The organism is Streptomyces sp. C10-9-1 (assembly GCF_024497955.1).
In the GTDB taxonomy this organism is placed as follows: domain Bacteria; phylum Actinomycetota; class Actinomycetes; order Streptomycetales; family Streptomycetaceae; genus Streptomyces; species Streptomyces sanyensis.
Genome location: NZ_JANHKP010000002.1, coordinates 279,698 through 294,857, shown reverse-complemented (window position 1 = coordinate 294,857; position 15,160 = coordinate 279,698). Strand labels below are relative to the sequence as shown.

Here is a 15,160-nt window from a genome sequence, read left to right as displayed (position 1 = left end):
GGCCCATGAGAAGGGAGAGGGACACCCTTGATTACGACTGGCCGATACGGAGAGGGCCCTGCGGCAACGGCCGTGGGAGTGCTGGGCACCGGATCCGCGCTGCCGTCCCACGTCGTGACCAACGACGAGGTCGGCGCCCCGGCGGGGGTGGACCACGAGTGGATCCACTCCCGGACCGGCATCCGGCGGCGGCGCTGGGCCAAGCCCGACGAGGCGACCTCCGACCTGGCCGCCGCCGCGGGCCGCGCCGCCCTGGAGGCGGCCGGTGTCCGCGGGGCCGAGCTGTCGCTGGTCATCGTCGCGACCTCCACACCGGACTCCCCGCAGCCGCCGACCGCCAGCACGGTGGCCGACGCCCTCGGCGCGGGCTTCGGCACCACGGCCTTCGACGTCAACGCCGTGTGCAGCGGCTTCGTCTTCGCCCTGAGCACCGCGGAGCGGATGCTCCAGGGCACCGGCGGCTACGGGCTCGTGGTGGGCGCGGACGTCTACTCCCGCATCCTCGACCCGCGCGACCGCCGCAGCACCATCCTCTTCGGCGACGGCGCGGGCGCCGTGGTCGTCGGCCCCGCCCGCGGCACCGGGCGGCTGCACAGCACCCGCCTGGCGGGCTTCGCCGCCGACCGCGAGCTGATCCAGGTGCCCGCCGGGGGGAGCCGCCTGCCCGCCTCCCCTCAGACCCTGCGGGACGGGCTGCACTACTTCACGATGAACGGCCGCGAGGTGCGCACCTTCGTGGCCGAGAAGGTGGCCCCGGCCATCGGCGCCTTCCTCGACGACAACGGGGTGTCCCCGGGGGACGTGGACCACTTCGTCCCGCACCAGGCCAACGGCCGGATGGTCGAGGACCTCGCCGGGCGGGCCGGCATCCCCGCGGACCGGATGCGCGCCACCTTCGAGGAGTACGGCAACACGGGCTCGGCGTCCGTGCCCGTCACCCTCGACGACGCCGCCCGCGCCGGTGCGCTGAAGGACGGCGACCTCATCCTGCTCGCCGGGTTCGGCGGCGGGATGGCCATGGGCCTGACCCTGCTCACCTGGTGACTTCCCGGACAAGGAGAACGACATGCTGAACGACGCCCAGATCGACGCCTACCTGGCGCGGATCGGTGCCGCCCGGCCGCAGCGGGCGGACCTGGAGAGCCTGCGCCTGCTCCAGGAGCGGCACTGCCTCACGGTGCCCTTCGAGAACCTGGACTACCACCTCGACGTGCCGATCCACATGGACCTGAAGGCGCTGGAGAAGGTCGTGGACCAGCGCCGCGGCGGCGGCTGCTACGAGGTGAACCCGTCCTTCGCGCATCTGCTGCGCGCCCTCGGCTACCGGGTGGACGTCCTGCCCGGCCAGGTCTACCGCCCGGACGGACCGGGCCCCTACCTGGGGCACCTGGCCCTGCGGGTGCACCTCGACGAGCCGTGGCTGGTGGACGTGGGCTTCGGCCGCAACAGCCGTGCCCCGCTGCGCTTCTCCGACCCCGGGCCGCAGGCCGACGCGCACGGCAGCTACCAGGTCGTCCGCGCCGAGGGGGAGGGCGCCTGGGGCCACGACGTGCTGCTGAACGGCAAGCCGCTCTACCGCGTCGACGAGCGCCCCATGGAGATCGCCGACTTCGCGCCGACGCTGTGGTGGTGGCGCACCTCCCCCGACTCCCCCTTCCTCCAGGACCTGTTCTGCTCGCTGCCGACCGAGGACGGCCGGGTCACGCTCAAGGGCGACCGGCTGACCGTGATCTCCGGCGAGGAGCGCACCACCGAGGAGCTCGCCGGCGACGAGGAGGTGCTGGCGGCGTACCGCAAGTACTTCGGCATCGAACTCGACCGCGTCCCGCGGAGGCCCGAGACGGGCCGGCCCGGCATCCAGACGGGCTGACCGCCGTGGCCGACGCACCCGCCACCGCGGCCGCCGCCCCGGCCGCCCCCGGCCCCGCGGCCGTCCTGCCGCCGACCGACCCGGCCGAACTCCCCGGCGTGTTCGCCCGGGCGTTCAACTCCGGTGACCTGGCCGCGGTGGACCGCCTGTTCGCGCCCGGAGCCGTGTTCGTGACCGAGCCCGGCACCGCCGTCACCGGAGAGGGGCGGCGCGCCGCCAACGCCGCGTTCCTGGCGCTGGGCGTCCCCATCGCCCTGACCCTGCGGCACACCTACGTCTGCGACGACACCGCCCTGCTCATCGGCGACTACGTGATCTCGGGCACCGGCCGGGACGGCACCGCCGTCCACCTGGAGGGCTCCGCGACCGACGTCGCCCGCAGGGGGCCGGACGGCCGCTGGCGCTACCTCATCGACAACCCGTCCGGCACGGACCGTCCGTAGTCCCGCCGACCGCACCGGCCCGGCCACGGGCCCCACTGGAAGGATTCCCTTGCCGACCGCCGCCGACAGCGTCCTCGACCTGCCCTTCGACGCCGTTCCCGACCCCGAGGAGTTCCTGCGCGCCGCGATGCGCTGGCACTTCTCGCCGGAGACCGGCTCCCCCTTCTGGCTGGAGCGCGCCTCCCTCCTCGACTTCGACCCGCTCACCGACATCCGCACCTTCGCCGATCTGACGCGCTTCCCCAACCTCGCCGGGGAGCTGCGCGAGGTGCGCGCCGAGGACCTCGTCCCCCGCGGCTACGGCGACCGCCCCGACGTCGTCGGCGTCTACGAGAGCGGCGGGACCACCGGCGCCCCCAAGCGCATCGTGCTGCTGCGCGACTGGCTGGACCGGCTGCTGGGCTGGAGCAGCGCCCAACTCGACGCCCACGGGGTGCCGCAGGGTGTGAACTGGCTGGTGGTCGCCCCCACCGGACCGCACATGGTGGGCGACGTCATCAAGCACCAGACCGCGCTCCGCGGCGGCCTGGCCTTCACCGTCGACCTCGACCCCCGCTGGGTGAAGAGGCTCATCTCCGAGGGGAAGGGCGCCGAGGCCGGCGCCTACGCCGAGCACATCGTGGACCAGGTCGCCCATGTGCTGCGCACCCAGGACGTCGGCGTGCTGATGTGCACCCCGCCGGTCCTGGAGCGGCTCGCCGCCCGGGACGACCTCGCCAAGCTCATCGAGGACAAGGTGCAGGCGATCAACTGGGTCGGCACCCAGATGGACCCCGACACCCGCCACCTCTACCGGACCGAGGTCTTCCCCGGGGCCAGGCTGTACAGCGGCTACGGAAGCACCATGATCCTCGGCAACGCCAGCGAGCGTCCCGGGCTCACCGACGACGAGCCGTGCGTGTACGACCCGTGGTCCCCCTACATGACCTTCTCCGTCGTCGACCCGGAGACCGGCGTCCCGGTGGAGTACGGGGAGCGCGGGCAGGTGGTCATGCACCACGTCAGCAAGAGCCTGCTGATGCCCAACAACCTGGAGCGCGACCACGCCACCCGCTGCCGCCCGGCCCCCGGCGCGGCGCAGACCGGCGACTCCGTGGCCGACATCGCCCCGGTCCGGGAGTTCGACAACGAGACCGTCATCGAGGGGGTGTACTAGATGTCCGAGCTCATCGCCCTGGACGCGCTCGGCCCCAAGGGGACCTACCGGGCCCGCAACCGGGTCACCGTCACCGACGTCGCCGGGGTTCCGGCGGCCGACCTGGGCCTGGTGCCCAAGCTGTTCGTGTCGCGCACCATGGCCGCCCTGCACCGGGCGGAGTCGCTGCCCGCGGCGGAGCGGATCGCCGCCCTCGCCCGCGCGGCCCGCGTCTTCACCGAAGAGGAGATCGGCGGACTGTCCTACGAGGACTACCGCCGCACGGTCGCCCGGGTCTCGGGGGTGCCGATCTCCGTGGTCCGCGAGGCCACCGCGGCCATCGCCGAGGCCGCCGAGCAGGCCGGGTTCGTCGTCGCCCAGCCCCGCCCCGCCGGGGCGGTCGGCGACTGGCGGGACCCGGGCACCCGGGACGGCAGCGCCGTGTGGACCCGCCGCGGGAGCGTGTTCGCCGTGCACGCGGCGGGCAACCACCCCGGACCCCACTCGCTGTGGCTGGAGGCCCTGGCGCTCGGCTACCGGGTGGCCGTGCGGCCCTCGCGCCGCGAGCCCTTCACCCCGCACCGGCTGATCACCGCGCTGCGGTCGGCGGGCTTCGGCGAGGACCAGGTGGTGCTGCTGCCCACCGACCACGAGGCCGCGGACGAGATCCTGCGCGGCGCCGACCTCGGTCTGGTGTACGGCGGCGACGAGGTGGTCCGCAAGTACGCGGGCTCCACCGTGCTGCCCCAGGGCCCCGGCCGGTCCAAGATCCTCGTCACGGCCGACGCCGACTGGCGCGACCACCTCGACACCATCGTCGACTCCATCAGCCACCAGGGCGGCGTCGCCTGCATCAACGCCACCACCGTGCTGGTCGACGGCGACCCGGCGCCGCTCGCGGCGGCCATCGCCGAGCGACTGGCCGCCCTGCCCAGCCTGCCGCCCGAGGACGAGAAGGCCGTCCTCTCGGCGCAGCCGGTGGAGGGGGCCCGGGCCATGGAGTCCTTCCTGCTCGCCCAGGCGAAGGGCACCGTCGCGCACCTCGGCGGCGAGGGGGTCGTCGAGGAGCTGCCGGGCGGCGGCGCTGTGCTGCGGCCCGCGGTCCACCAGCTGCCGAAGGCCGACGCCCGCCAGGCGGGCATCGAACTCCCCTTCCCCTGCGTGTGGGTGGGGCCCTGGTCCCCGGCCGACGGCATCGCACCGCTGCGCGAGAGCCTGGTGCTGACGGTCCTCACCGAGGACGAGAAACTGGTCGACGCCCTCGTCGAGGAGCCGTCCATCAGCAACGTCTACCTCGGCGACCACCCCACCTACTGGATCCGCCCGGGCGTCCCCCACGACGGCTACCTGGGCGAGTTCCTGATGCGGACCAAGACGGTGATCCGGCACTGAGCGGCCCCGCACACCGGCGGGCCGGGCAACCGGGCCCACCGCTCCCGACCCCGCGCCGACGGCGCGGGGTCCGGGCGTTTCCCCCCACACCGATCCACTCCCCGAACGAAGGCAGAGACATGTCCATCCGCCTGAACCACACGATCCTCACCGCACGGGACCGCGATGCCACCGCCCGCTTCCTGGTGGAGGTTCTGGGACTGGAGCAACCCCGCACCTACGCGCCGTTCCTGGTGCTACAGCTCTCCAACGACGTCTCCCTGGACGTCCTCCAGGCGGAGGGCGACGGGGAGATCACCTCACAGCACTACGCCTTCCTCGTCGACGACGCCGAGTTCGACGCGATCTTCGCCCGGGTCCGGGAGCGCGGCCTGCCGTTCTGGGCCGACCCCTTCCACCGCCACCCCGGTCGCACCAACACCTGGTACGGGGGCCGCGGGGTCTACTTCGACGACCCGAACGGCCACAGCCTGGAGATCATGACCCGCCCCTACGAAATGGACTGACCGTGGCCGGACACACGCACACCGACGAGATCGTGACGACCGGTCCCCTGCTGCGCCCCGGGGACCCGGGCTACGACGAGGAGCGGCTGGGCTACAACCTGGCCCTCGACCACCACCCCGCGCTGATCGTGGGGGCCGAAAGCGCCGGGGACGTGGCGGCCGCGGTGCGCTGGGCCGCCGCCCGCGGACTGGGCGTCGCCGTCCAGGCCACCGGCCACGGCGTCTCCCGCTCGGCCGAGGGGCAGCTGATGATCAGCACCCGGCGCATGGACGAGGTGCGCGTCGACCCGGGAGCCCGCACCGCGACCGTCGGGGCGGGCGCCCGCTGGGAGCAGGTGCTGGAGGCGGCCTCGCCGCACGGGCTCGCCCCGCTGAACGGCTCCAACCCCGGTGTGGGCGCCGTCGGCTACACCGTCGGCGGGGGCATGGGCCTGCTGGGCCGCCGCCACGGCTACGCCGCCGACCATGTGCGCTCCATGGACGTGGTCACCGCCGACGGGCGGCTGCGCCGGGTGGACGCCGCGCACGAGCCCGAGCTGTTCTGGGCGCTGCGCGGCGGGAAGGGGAACTTCGGCGTCGTCGTCTCGATGGAGATCGACCTGTTCCCCGTCGCCGAACTCTACGGCGGGGGCCTGTACTTCGGGGAGGAGCAGGCGGCGGCCGCGCTGCACGCCTACGTCCGGTGGACGGGCGGGGTCCCGGAGGAGATGTCCTCCTCCGTGCAGCTCATCCGCTACCCCGACCTGCCCGTCGTCCCGCCCGAGCTGCGCGGGCGCTTCGTCACCCATCTGCGGATCGCCTGGTGCGGCGACGCGGCCGAGGGGGAGAGGCTGGTGCGCCCGCTGCGCGCGGTGGGTCCCGTCCTGAGGGACACCGTGGGGCGGATGCCGTACCGGGAGGTCGGCTCGATCCACCACGAGCCGCCGATGCCGGTGGCCGTGTACGACCGGAACACGGCACTCGGCCCGCTGCCCCCGGAGGCGGTGGACACCCTGCTCGGCCTGGCGGGTCCGGCGTCCGGGGCCCCGTACTTCGCCGAGGTGCGCCACCACGGCGGCGCGTACGCGCGCCCGCCGCGCACGGCGAACGCCGTCGCCGGGCGGGACGCGGAGTTCATGCTGTTCACCACCTCGCTGCTGGAGCCCGGCGGCACCGCGGCGGCACGGGCGGTGCACGACCGGCTGTACGCGGCGATGCGCCCGTGGAGCACGGGAGGGGCGTTCGTGAACTTCTTCGGCGTCGACGACACGGACCCGGCGACCGTGCTGACGGCCTACGCGCCGTCCGACCACGCCCGGCTGGCCCGGGCCAAGGCCGCCTACGACCCCGGGAACCTGTTCCGGATCACCTACGCGGTGGAGCCCGCGGGCGCCTGACGGAGCACCGGACCGCGTTCCGGGCAGCGCGGGCGGCCGGCCGTACGGTGAGGCCGCCCGCGCCGCGGTCGCCGGGGGCGCCGGCCGGGAGGGGGCGTCGTGTTCGCGGCGGGCGGTGCCCCCTCCCCCGTGACCGGCCCGGCCCCGGCCACCCGCGCCGTGCGGCGGCGTCAGCGGCCGGGCCCAGACACCGCCGCGCCGGGACGCCCGCCCGCGGAGGAGGAGAGGACGAAGCCGGTGTAGCCGCCGCGGGCCACGGCCTCGCACTCCTCCCGGTACCGATCGAGTCCGCCCGCGTAGGCGAGGAACACGCGGGGTTTGCCCGGGACGTTCGCTCCCGTGTACCAGGAGTCCACCGCCGGGTAGAGCGTGCGGGCGGCGGTCTCCGCGACGCGCTCCCCCCAGTCCGCCTCGGCGGACACGGTGGCGTCGATCTCGGTGAGGCCGTTCCCGAGCAGGTGGGCGATGCAGCCGGTGATCCACTCGACCTGCTGTTCCAGGGCCACCGTGATGTTGGTGAGTACGGAGGGGCTGAGCGGCCCGAGGACGGTGAAGAGGTTGGGGAAGCCGGCCGAGACGAGCCCGAGGTGGTTGCGGGGTCCGTCGGCCCACCGCTCCCGGAGCGTCACGCCTCCCCTGCCCAGGATGTCGATGGCGGACTGGGAGCCGGTGAGGGCGTCGAAGCCGGTGGCGAGGACGATCACGTCGAGGTCGTGCTCCCCGTCCGGGGTCCGGATGCCCCGGGGGGTGATCCGCTCGATCGGGGTCGCGCGCAGGTCCACGAGCGCCACATGGGGCAGGTTGTACGCCTCGTAGTAACCGGTCCCCAGGCAGGGGCGCTTGGTCGCGAACGGGAAGGTGCGCGGGGAGAGCAGCTCCGCCGTCGCGGGGTCGGTGACGATCGACCGGATCTTGGACCGGACGAACTCCGCCACGGTCTCGTTGGCCTTCTCGTCGGTGAGGATGTCGGTGTAGGTGCGCAGCAGCCCGTTGAGGAAGCCCTCGTCCCAGGCCGCCTCGTAGGCGGCGGTGCGCTCCGCCTCGTCCGCCTCCAGCGCCGAGCGGGCCGGGGGCGTGAAGACGGTCCCGCTGCGTGAGAGCCGTTGGGCCTGCCGGAACTCGGGGTAGCGGGCCTTGAGCGCCGCGCGCTCCGCCTCCCGCAGCGGACGGTTGCGGGCCGGCAGGACGTAGGCCGGGGTGCGCTGGAAGACGGTCAGGGCGGCCGCCTCCTCGGCGATGACGGGAACGGCCTGGACGCCCGAGCACCCGGTGCCGATCACGGCGACCTGCTTCCCGGCGAAGGAGACGCCCTCCTGCGGCCACCGCGCGGTGTGGTGGACGGCGCCGGCGAAGCTGTCGGTGCCGGGGATCGCGGGGTCCTTCGGGACGGACATGCAGCCTGTCGTCAGGACCACGAAGCGGGCGGTGACGGCCCGTCCGGTGTCCGTGGACAGCCGCCAGAGGTGCCGGTCGCCGTCGTACGCGGCGCGGGTGACGCGGGTTCCCAGGACGACGTCCCTGCGCAGGCCGAACCGGTCGGCGACGTGGTGGACGTACCGCAGGATCTCCGGCTGGGCGGCGTACCGCTCCCGCCATTCCCACTCCTGGTCGAGTTCCGGGGAGAAGGAGTAGGAGTAGGACGTGCTCTCGATGTCGCAGCGGGCGCCGGGGTAGCGGTTGCGGTACCACGTTCCGCCGATGTCGTCGGCGGCCTCGAAGGCCACGGCCGTCAGGCCGAGTTCCCGCAGCCGGTGGAGCTGGTAGAGGCCGGAGAGTCCGGCCCCGACGACCACGGCGTCGAACCGGTCGCCGTCGGCGGGCGGGCGGCTGCGTGACGTCGTCGGGGCGCTCGTCGGCGAAATCCTCGGACGGCTCATCGGGCGGCTCCTGTTCTGCCGGGTCACGGGCGGGGAAGGGGCGGGGGCTGCCGGATCGTCCTCCCGGGTGGGTCCCGGTCGGCCGCCCGTCAGGCGGGGCGGCGGCCGCTCATCGCGACCGCCGGGACGACCGCGAGGGCGAGGGCACCGGCGGCCGCCGTCAGCACCGGGTATCCGGCACCGCCCATCACCAGTCCCGAGACCATGCCGCCGGTCGCGCCCGCCACGGACATCCCCGTGTCCGCGAGGCCCTGCACGGCGGCCCGGTCCCCGGCGGGCGCGGCGTCCGTGAGCACGGCCGTGCCGCCGAGCAGGGCCAGGTTCCAGCCGACTCCGAGCAGGACCAGTGCGCAGGCCAGGAGGGGGGTGGAGGCAGGCGGGGCGAGGCCCGCGAGCAGACCCGCACCCAGCAGGAGGGCTCCGGCGGCGGCGGCGACCCGCCGCCCGCCGAACCGGTCCGCGAGCAGGCCGCTCAGCGGCGACGGCAGGAACATCGCGCCCACGTGCAGGGCGATGACCAGCCCCACCGCCTGCGTCGTGTGGCCGTGGCCGGCCATGTGCACGGGCGTCATGGTCATCACGGCGATCATCACGAGCTGCGCGGTGATCATCACGGTGGCCCCGGTGACGACACCGGGGGCGGGCCTCCCCGTGCGGTGGGCGTCCACAGGGGCGGACCCGGGCTCCCGGGGCGGGGCCGGGGGCAGCGGGTCCGGGCGCAGCCACACCACCAGGACGAGCGCGGCGGCCAGGTACGCCGCCGCCGCGAGGAGGAACGGGCCCGTCAGGGGCGGCAGGCCCCAGGTGCCGGCGAGTTCGCCGGTGGGGCCGGTCAGGTTCGGGCCCACGACCGCTCCCAGGGTCATGGCGAACAGGACGGTTCCGGCGGCCCGGCCGCGCCGGCCGGGCGGGGCGAGGTCGGCGCCCGCGTAGCGTGCGAGAAGCCCGGTGACCGTGCCCGCTCCGTACACGACAAGAGCGGCCAGGAGCAGGACGGGCCAGCGCGCCGCGGCTCCCGCGACCACGCCCGCGCTGCCCAGCGCGGCGATGCCGTTGCCGAGCGCCAGTCCCGGACGGCGCCCGAAGCGCTGGCTGACGCGCCCGAGGACCGCGGCTCCGAAGGCCGCGCCGATGGTGTACAGCGCGGCCGGCAGGCCGGCCAGGCCGGTCGAGCCGAGCAGGTCCCGGGCGAGCAGCGCGCCGACCGTGATGCCGGCCGCCATGCCCGCGCCGCCGAGCGTCTGCGAGATGCCGAGCACCGTCAGCGCGCGGCGCTGCTCCCGGGAGAAACCCGCCGCCGTGGCCGAGGGGGCCGTCCGGGTCACACGGCCGGCCCGGGCACGGGCGTGAGGAGCTGGTCCATGGCGAGTCCCCCCTGATGTCGCGGAGGGTGGGCGCACGTTCGCCGAGAGAGGGTTCCGTGGTGATCGCCCACCGACGTCGAAGGTAAAGAGATGGTCAATCAACCGTCAAGGGAGGACCAGGGGATTGACCTGATCCGCACCCCCGCGCAGCCGGACCCCGACGTCGCCGCGGGTGGGCCGGCCACGCCCCCGAGCGCCGCGGGTGCGCCGCCGGGGCGGGCCCGGCGCCCCCGGAGACGAGGGACGGGGGACGGACACCGGTCCGTCCCCCGTCCCTCCCGCCGCGCCGCCGCACCGGCGCGCCGGGGTCAGGCGGTGAAGTCGGCGGCGTGGTCGGCCGCCCACTCGGCGAAGGTCCGGGCCGGCCGGCCGGTGATCCTCTCCACGGTGTCCGACAGTTCCGTCGGGACGCCGTCCGAGCCCGCCCAGTAGCTGAAGACCGCGTCCGCCACCCACGGCGGGACGATCTCGGAGAGGTCCCCGCGGGCCTGCTCGGGCGTGCGCTCCTCGAACTCCAGCGGCGTGCCGAGGACTTCGGCGATGATCTCCAGCTGGCGGCGCTGGGTGACCGACTCGGGGCCGCTGAGGAAGTAGCCGCGGCCCTCGTGGCCGGGCTCGGTGAGCGCCGCCACCGCCACCGCCGCGATGTCCTTCTCGTGGATGACGTCGCTGTGCGATCCGGGGTAGGGGAAGCGCACCCGGTGCTCGGCCCGGATGGACTCGGGCCAGCCCCACATCAGGATGTTGGTGGCGAAGTTGTGCGGGCGCAGGAAGGTGTACGCGATGCCGGAGGCGGTGATCGCCGCCTCCACCGCGCGGTGCATCTCGACGATCGGCTCCTGGCCGGGGAAGGCGTCCTCCACCGTCCGGGACGACAGCAGGACGATGTGCTTCACCCCTGCCTCCCGGGCGGCCTCCAGGAACACCTCGGTGCCCTGGGGCACGGCGTACAGGAAGACCTTCTCCACACCCTCCAGGGCGGCCGGCAGGGTCTCGGGGCGGGTCAGGTCGACCTCGGCGCGCTCCACCTGCGCGGGGCAGGTCAGCCGCCCGGGGGTGCGGGCGCCGGCCCGGACCGGGACGCCCGCCTCGACGAGCAGGTTCAGGACCTCGCGGCCCACCTGGCCGGTGGCACCGGTCACGAGGATCTTGGCGGGGGACATCGTCACTCCTTGACGTCGGCGGTTGCGGGGGCGGGGGTGCGGCGGGCGCCGCGGGAGGAGGACCAGCGGCGGGTGACGGGCTTCTCCACCAGGGCGTACAGGGCCCAGGACAGGACCACCGCGATGCCGGCCGCGGCGATCAGCAGCAGGGTGGTGCCGAGCACCGAGTACATCTGCGTGCCGAGCAGTTCCCGGCCGTAGGCCAGCACGATGAAGTGCAGCAGGTAGAAGGCGAAGGAGATCTCCCCGAGCCAGACCATGGTGCGGTTGCGGAACGGCGTGAACCGGTTCTCCACGTCGGCGGTGGCGGTGGCCGCGATCAGCAGCACGATGGGGACGATGCAGGCGGCCCGCTGGGCGTACAGGTACGGCACGTAGGCGGTCAGGACGTAGCCGCCGACCAGCAGCAGGCCCGACCAGACCATGCCGATGTTCTTCCAGCGGCCGCTGAGCACGGCGTGCGCGACCAGCATGCCGAGCGCGAAGTCGACCATCCGCACGGGCGGGAGGACGTAGGTCACCCAGTACTGCACCACGGAGCTCGCCTCGCCGCCGGGGATGCCGGGCGTGTCCGGGAGCAGCGCGTAGGCGAGCGCGGGGGTGGCGACGACCAGGGCCACGGCTCCGGCGATCCAGTACTTGAGGTGCTCGGCGCGGATGCGCCGGAAGACGTTGTTCAGCATCGGGAACGCGGCGTAGAAGACGGCCTCGGCGCCCAGGGACCAGCTGGGCGGGTCCACGCTGAAGTAGGTGGTGAACTCGGGGGACCACACCTGCACCATCAGCAGGTTGGCCACCGCGGTCCCGGTGGAGGTGTAGGCGGAGGCGAAGAGCACCATCGCCAGCACCCAGGCGACCACGTAGTTGGGGTAGATCTTCACGAACCGGCGGCGCCAGAACGCCCCGGCGGTGTCCTTCTCCCGCGCCGACCAGGTCAGCACGAAGCCGCTGAGCACGAAGAAGAACGTGACGCCGAGCGCGCCCGCCTGTCCGAAGAGCTTGTAGAAGTCCCCGACCGCCGCGTCGTCCTCCAGCAGCCGCAGCGCCGGGATCGGCAGGGCCGCGTGGTACAGGAACACCAGCAGGGCCGCGGGGAAGCGGAGGCCGGTCAGGGAGGGGAGCCGGGAGAGGGTGGAACCCGAGCGGGGAGGGGTGCCCTGCCGTGCGCGATCCGCCGTCACGCCCCCGTCAGGCGGCGTCGCACCGGAACCCCCGACGGCGGCGGCCGACGGGGACACCCCGGTCATCTGGCCGTGAGCCATGAAATACCATCCTTGGATATGCAGTTGTCTTCTGGGACGAAGAGGAATTCAACGGCTCATCGGGTGGCCGCCGCCCCTGATTAGACGGCACCCGCTCGATTTCGGTCATGGCCGGGGGAATAGTCTGTCAATTGCGCCGCCTGGCTGATTCGGCCCCCTTGCCGACCTGACAGATTGCCCCGCCGGCGCTCTCCCCGGGTCCCGCCGCTCCCTTATGTTGCCGATGGCGTTGCCCGTCGTCCGTAAGCGACGGCGCGGCGCATCGAGCAACTGGCACTGACGCTGCTGAAGGGGAATCACATGCCCATCGTGTCCGCGGGCGACGCTCGCGTGGACTACCAGGTACGCGGATCCGGTACCGGTCTCCTGTTCGTCCACGGCACCGGCTTCGGCGCCGAGGGGACCTGGGGCCACCTCGCCGACGCGTTCGCCGACGGCCGGTCGGTGCTGCTCCCGGACCTGTCCGGCTGCGGTGCCACCGAGGACGACGGCACCGAACTGACCGTCGAGCGGCTCGCCGCCCAGGTCATCGGCGTGATCGAGGACAACGGCGGGGAGCCCGTCGACCTCGTCGGCTTCTCGCTCGGCTCGGTGGTCTCCGCCACCGTCGCGGCCACCCGCCCGGACCTCGTGCGCCGGCTGGTGCTGACCGCGGGCTGGGCCGGACCGGAGGACGAGTACCTGCGGAACCTGATGACGGTCTGGCGCTCCCTGGCCGGCGACGCGGACGCCTTCGGCCGCTTCGGCACCATGACCGCCTTCAGCCGCACCTTCCTCAACACCGTGGGACGGGAGCAGCTGGAGGGCATCATCCAGGGCAACCAGCCCAGCGAGGGCGCGCTGCGCCACATCGACCTCAACCTGCGCGCCGACATCCGCGGCCTGCTGCCGAGGATCGAGTCCGAGACCCTGGTCATCGGCTGCACCCTCGACGCCACGGTGCCGGTGGAGCACTCCCGGGAACTGCACGCGGCCATCGCGAACAGCTCCTACGCGGAGCTGGAGAGCGGCCATGTGGTCGTCTACGAGAAGCCCGCGGAATTCGTCAAGCTGGTCCGGGACTTCATCGACAAGCCCTGAGAGAAAAGCTCCACCACTTCCTCCCTGAAACGGCGGGGCCGCGTGCGACCGGCCCCGCCTTTTCCATGCGCCGGTGCCCCACGGCCCGTGCGCACCCAGCAGGCCTCTCCTTCGAGAAAGAGAAAAGAGAAAGGACCCCCCATGAACCCCGTGCAGGCCGACGGGACGGGCCCGGGAGCCTCCCGGCGCCGTCCGGCCCTCGTCCTGGCGCTCCTCGCGCTGGCCCAGCTCATCACGTCCCTCGACTACAACATCGTCTATGTCGCGCTGCCGGAGATCGGCGAGAGCCTGGCGTTCTCCTCGCAGACCCTCCAGTGGGTCGTCAGCGCCTACGCCGTGGTCTTCGGCGGCTTCCTGCTCCTCGGCGGCCGCGCCTCCGACCTGCTCGGCCGCCGCCGGATGTTCGTCACCGGCCTGGCGCTGTACGGCGTGGGCTCGCTGCTCGGCGGACTCGCGGACGCCTCGGAGCTCCTGGTCGCGGCCCGTGCCGTCCAGGGCCTCGGCGGCGCCTTCCTCTTCCCCGCCACCCTCTCCCTGGTGATCACCTCGTTCACCGAGGGCGCGCAGCGCAACCGTGCCCTCGCCGTGTGGGCGGGCGCCGGGGCGAGCGGCATGGTCCTCGGCTCGCTGCTGGGCGGTGTGCTGACGCAGGCCTTCGGCTGGGAGTCGGTCTTCTTCGTCAACGTGCCGCTGGCGGCCGTGGCGATCGCCTTCGCCTATGTGCTGATCCCGGCGGACGGCGCGCGGGCCGCGGGGCGCTCCTTCGACCTGCCGGGCGCGCTGACCGGCACCGCCGGTGCCACGCTGGTCGTCTTCTCCCTGGTCCAGGGCCCCGAGTCGGGCTGGGCCTCCGCCGGTGTGCTCGGCGCCGCCGCGGCCGGGCTGCTGCTGATCGCGGTGTTCCTGGCCGTCGAGGTGCGCAGCGCGGAGCCGCTGATGCCGCTGCGGCTGTTCCGCAACCGCAACCTGTCCACCGGTGTGGCCACGACCTTCATGTTCATGGCCACCTTCGGCTCGCTGCTCTACTTCCTGACGGTGTACTTCCAGGGCGTCCACGGCTACAGCGCGCTGGAGACCGGTGTGGCCTTCCTGGTCCCGATGGTGGCCGGTGTGGTCGGCTCGACCGCCGGCGGCCGGCTGGCGACCCGCTTCGGCGCCCGCACGACCATCCTCGCCAGCCTGGCCGTCGGCGCGGCCGGCACCCTGATGCTCGCCCTGCCGATGGACCCGTCCGGCTCCTACCTCGCCCTGGTGCCCGGCCTGATCGTGCTCAGCCTCGGCCAGGGAGCCCTCTACACCAGCATGTTCTCGGCGTCCTCGGCCGGCGTGGACCCGATGGAGCAGGGCATCGCCTCCGGCATCGTCTCCACCGGGCAGCAGGTCGGCGGTGCGGTCGGCCTGGCGCTGCTGGTCGCCGTCGCCAACTCCGTCACCGGCGAGGGCGCCACCGGCGAGGCGCTGCGCGAGGCGACCACGGACGGCCTGCGCACGGCGGTGCTGGTCGCGGCGGGCGCCATGGTCGCCGCCATGGCCATCGCGCTGAACTTCCGCCGGCCGGAGCCGGAGCGGACGGAGCCCGCCGGTACGGCGGACGGGCGCGCCGCGGACTCCGCACGGGAGTCGGTCGCCTCCTGAGCGCCCCGTGCCCCCGGTTCCCCGTGGCCGGTGCCCCGCTGCGGGGCACCGGCCACC

At 73.8% G+C, this 15,160-nt stretch carries 13 protein-coding genes; 9 read left to right on the top strand and 4 right to left on the bottom strand.

The window, feature by feature from the left end:
* The first annotated feature begins 114 nt into the window (after nt 1-114).
* The 7 genes from NPS70_RS03825 to NPS70_RS03795 all read left to right on the top strand — a co-directional run bounded on the left by NPS70_RS03825 (nt 115) and on the right by NPS70_RS03795 (nt 6,722).
* A complete protein-coding gene (locus NPS70_RS03825) occupies nt 115-1,044 on the top strand; it encodes a ketoacyl-ACP synthase III (protein WP_256522517.1) in 930 nt (309 codons plus the stop codon).
* A 22-nt stretch (nt 1,045-1,066) separates the two neighbouring features.
* Nucleotides 1,067-1,870: an arylamine N-acetyltransferase gene (locus NPS70_RS03820; RefSeq protein WP_256522516.1), complete on the top strand. Its 804-nt coding sequence runs from the start codon at nt 1,067-1,069 to the stop codon at nt 1,868-1,870.
* Nucleotides 1,871-1,875: 5 nt separating this feature from the next.
* Nucleotides 1,876-2,313: a DUF4440 domain-containing protein gene (locus NPS70_RS03815; protein WP_308314974.1), complete on the top strand. Its 438-nt coding sequence runs from the start codon at nt 1,876-1,878 to the stop codon at nt 2,311-2,313.
* A 49-nt stretch (nt 2,314-2,362) separates the two neighbouring features.
* Nucleotides 2,363-3,469, top strand: coding sequence for an AMP-binding protein (locus NPS70_RS03810; protein ID WP_256522515.1), 1,107 nt, complete (start codon nt 2,363-2,365; stop codon nt 3,467-3,469).
* The gene (locus tag NPS70_RS03805; RefSeq protein WP_256522514.1) at nt 3,470-4,840 is read left to right on the top strand and encodes an aldehyde dehydrogenase family protein; all 1,371 of its coding nucleotides are present in this window, start codon (nt 3,470-3,472) and stop codon (nt 4,838-4,840) included.
* Nucleotides 4,841-4,959: 119 nt separating this feature from the next.
* Nucleotides 4,960-5,346: a VOC family protein gene (locus NPS70_RS03800; RefSeq protein ID WP_256522513.1), complete on the top strand. Its 387-nt coding sequence runs from the start codon at nt 4,960-4,962 to the stop codon at nt 5,344-5,346.
* Nucleotides 5,347-5,348: 2 nt separating this feature from the next.
* Nucleotides 5,349-6,722: an FAD-binding oxidoreductase gene (locus NPS70_RS03795; RefSeq protein WP_256522511.1), complete on the top strand. Its 1,374-nt coding sequence runs from the start codon at nt 5,349-5,351 to the stop codon at nt 6,720-6,722.
* A 170-nt stretch (nt 6,723-6,892) separates the two neighbouring features.
* Here NPS70_RS03795 and NPS70_RS03790 read toward each other — a convergent pair whose 3' ends face one another.
* From NPS70_RS03790 to NPS70_RS03775, 4 genes are all read right to left on the bottom strand, one after another.
* Entirely contained in the window at nt 6,893-8,599 is a 1,707-nt protein-coding gene (locus tag NPS70_RS03790) for an NAD(P)/FAD-dependent oxidoreductase (RefSeq protein ID WP_256522509.1), read from the bottom strand.
* A gap of 89 nt (nt 8,600-8,688) precedes the next feature.
* Nucleotides 8,689-9,924, bottom strand: coding sequence for an MFS transporter (locus NPS70_RS03785; RefSeq protein ID WP_256522508.1), 1,236 nt, complete (start codon nt 9,922-9,924; stop codon nt 8,689-8,691).
* Nucleotides 9,925-10,271: 347 nt separating this feature from the next.
* Nucleotides 10,272-11,126, bottom strand: coding sequence for an NAD(P)H-binding protein (locus NPS70_RS03780; RefSeq protein WP_256522507.1), 855 nt, complete (start codon nt 11,124-11,126; stop codon nt 10,272-10,274).
* Nucleotides 11,127-11,128: 2 nt separating this feature from the next.
* Nucleotides 11,129-12,388: an acyltransferase gene (locus NPS70_RS03775; protein ID WP_256522506.1), complete on the bottom strand. Its 1,260-nt coding sequence runs from the start codon at nt 12,386-12,388 to the stop codon at nt 11,129-11,131.
* Between the two features lie 300 nt (nt 12,389-12,688).
* Here NPS70_RS03775 and NPS70_RS03770 point away from each other — a divergent pair, with 300 nt between their 5' ends.
* Nucleotides 12,689-13,468 carry an alpha/beta fold hydrolase gene (locus tag NPS70_RS03770; protein ID WP_256522505.1) on the top strand — a complete coding sequence of 260 codons (780 nt, stop codon included), beginning with the start codon at nt 12,689-12,691 and terminating at the stop codon, nt 13,466-13,468.
* Between the two features lie 141 nt (nt 13,469-13,609).
* Nucleotides 13,610-15,103 carry an MFS transporter gene (locus tag NPS70_RS03765; RefSeq protein ID WP_256522504.1) on the top strand — a complete coding sequence of 498 codons (1,494 nt, stop codon included), beginning with the start codon at nt 13,610-13,612 and terminating at the stop codon, nt 15,101-15,103.
* Nucleotides 15,104-15,160: the final 57 nt, after the last annotated feature.

What these genes read in the sequence shown, in the direction of transcription:
- NPS70_RS03820 (WP_256522516.1), top strand. Translation starts at nt 1,067, where the DNA reads ATGCTGAACGACGCCCAGATCGACGCCTACCTGGCGCGGATCGGTGCC.
- NPS70_RS03805 (WP_256522514.1), top strand. Translation starts at nt 3,470, where the DNA reads ATGTCCGAGCTCATCGCCCTGGACGCGCTCGGCCCCAAGGGGACCTAC.
- NPS70_RS03800 (WP_256522513.1), top strand. Translation starts at nt 4,960, where the DNA reads ATGTCCATCCGCCTGAACCACACGATCCTCACCGCACGGGACCGCGAT.
- NPS70_RS03790 (WP_256522509.1), bottom strand. Translation starts at nt 8,599, where the DNA reads ATGAGCCGTCCGAGGATTTCGCCGACGAGCGCCCCGACGACGTCACGC.
- NPS70_RS03780 (WP_256522507.1), bottom strand. Translation starts at nt 11,126, where the DNA reads ATGTCCCCCGCCAAGATCCTCGTGACCGGTGCCACCGGCCAGGTGGGC.
- NPS70_RS03775 (WP_256522506.1), bottom strand. Translation starts at nt 12,388, where the DNA reads ATGGCTCACGGCCAGATGACCGGGGTGTCCCCGTCGGCCGCCGCCGTC.
- NPS70_RS03770 (WP_256522505.1), top strand. Translation starts at nt 12,689, where the DNA reads ATGCCCATCGTGTCCGCGGGCGACGCTCGCGTGGACTACCAGGTACGC.
- NPS70_RS03765 (WP_256522504.1), top strand. Translation starts at nt 13,610, where the DNA reads ATGAACCCCGTGCAGGCCGACGGGACGGGCCCGGGAGCCTCCCGGCGC.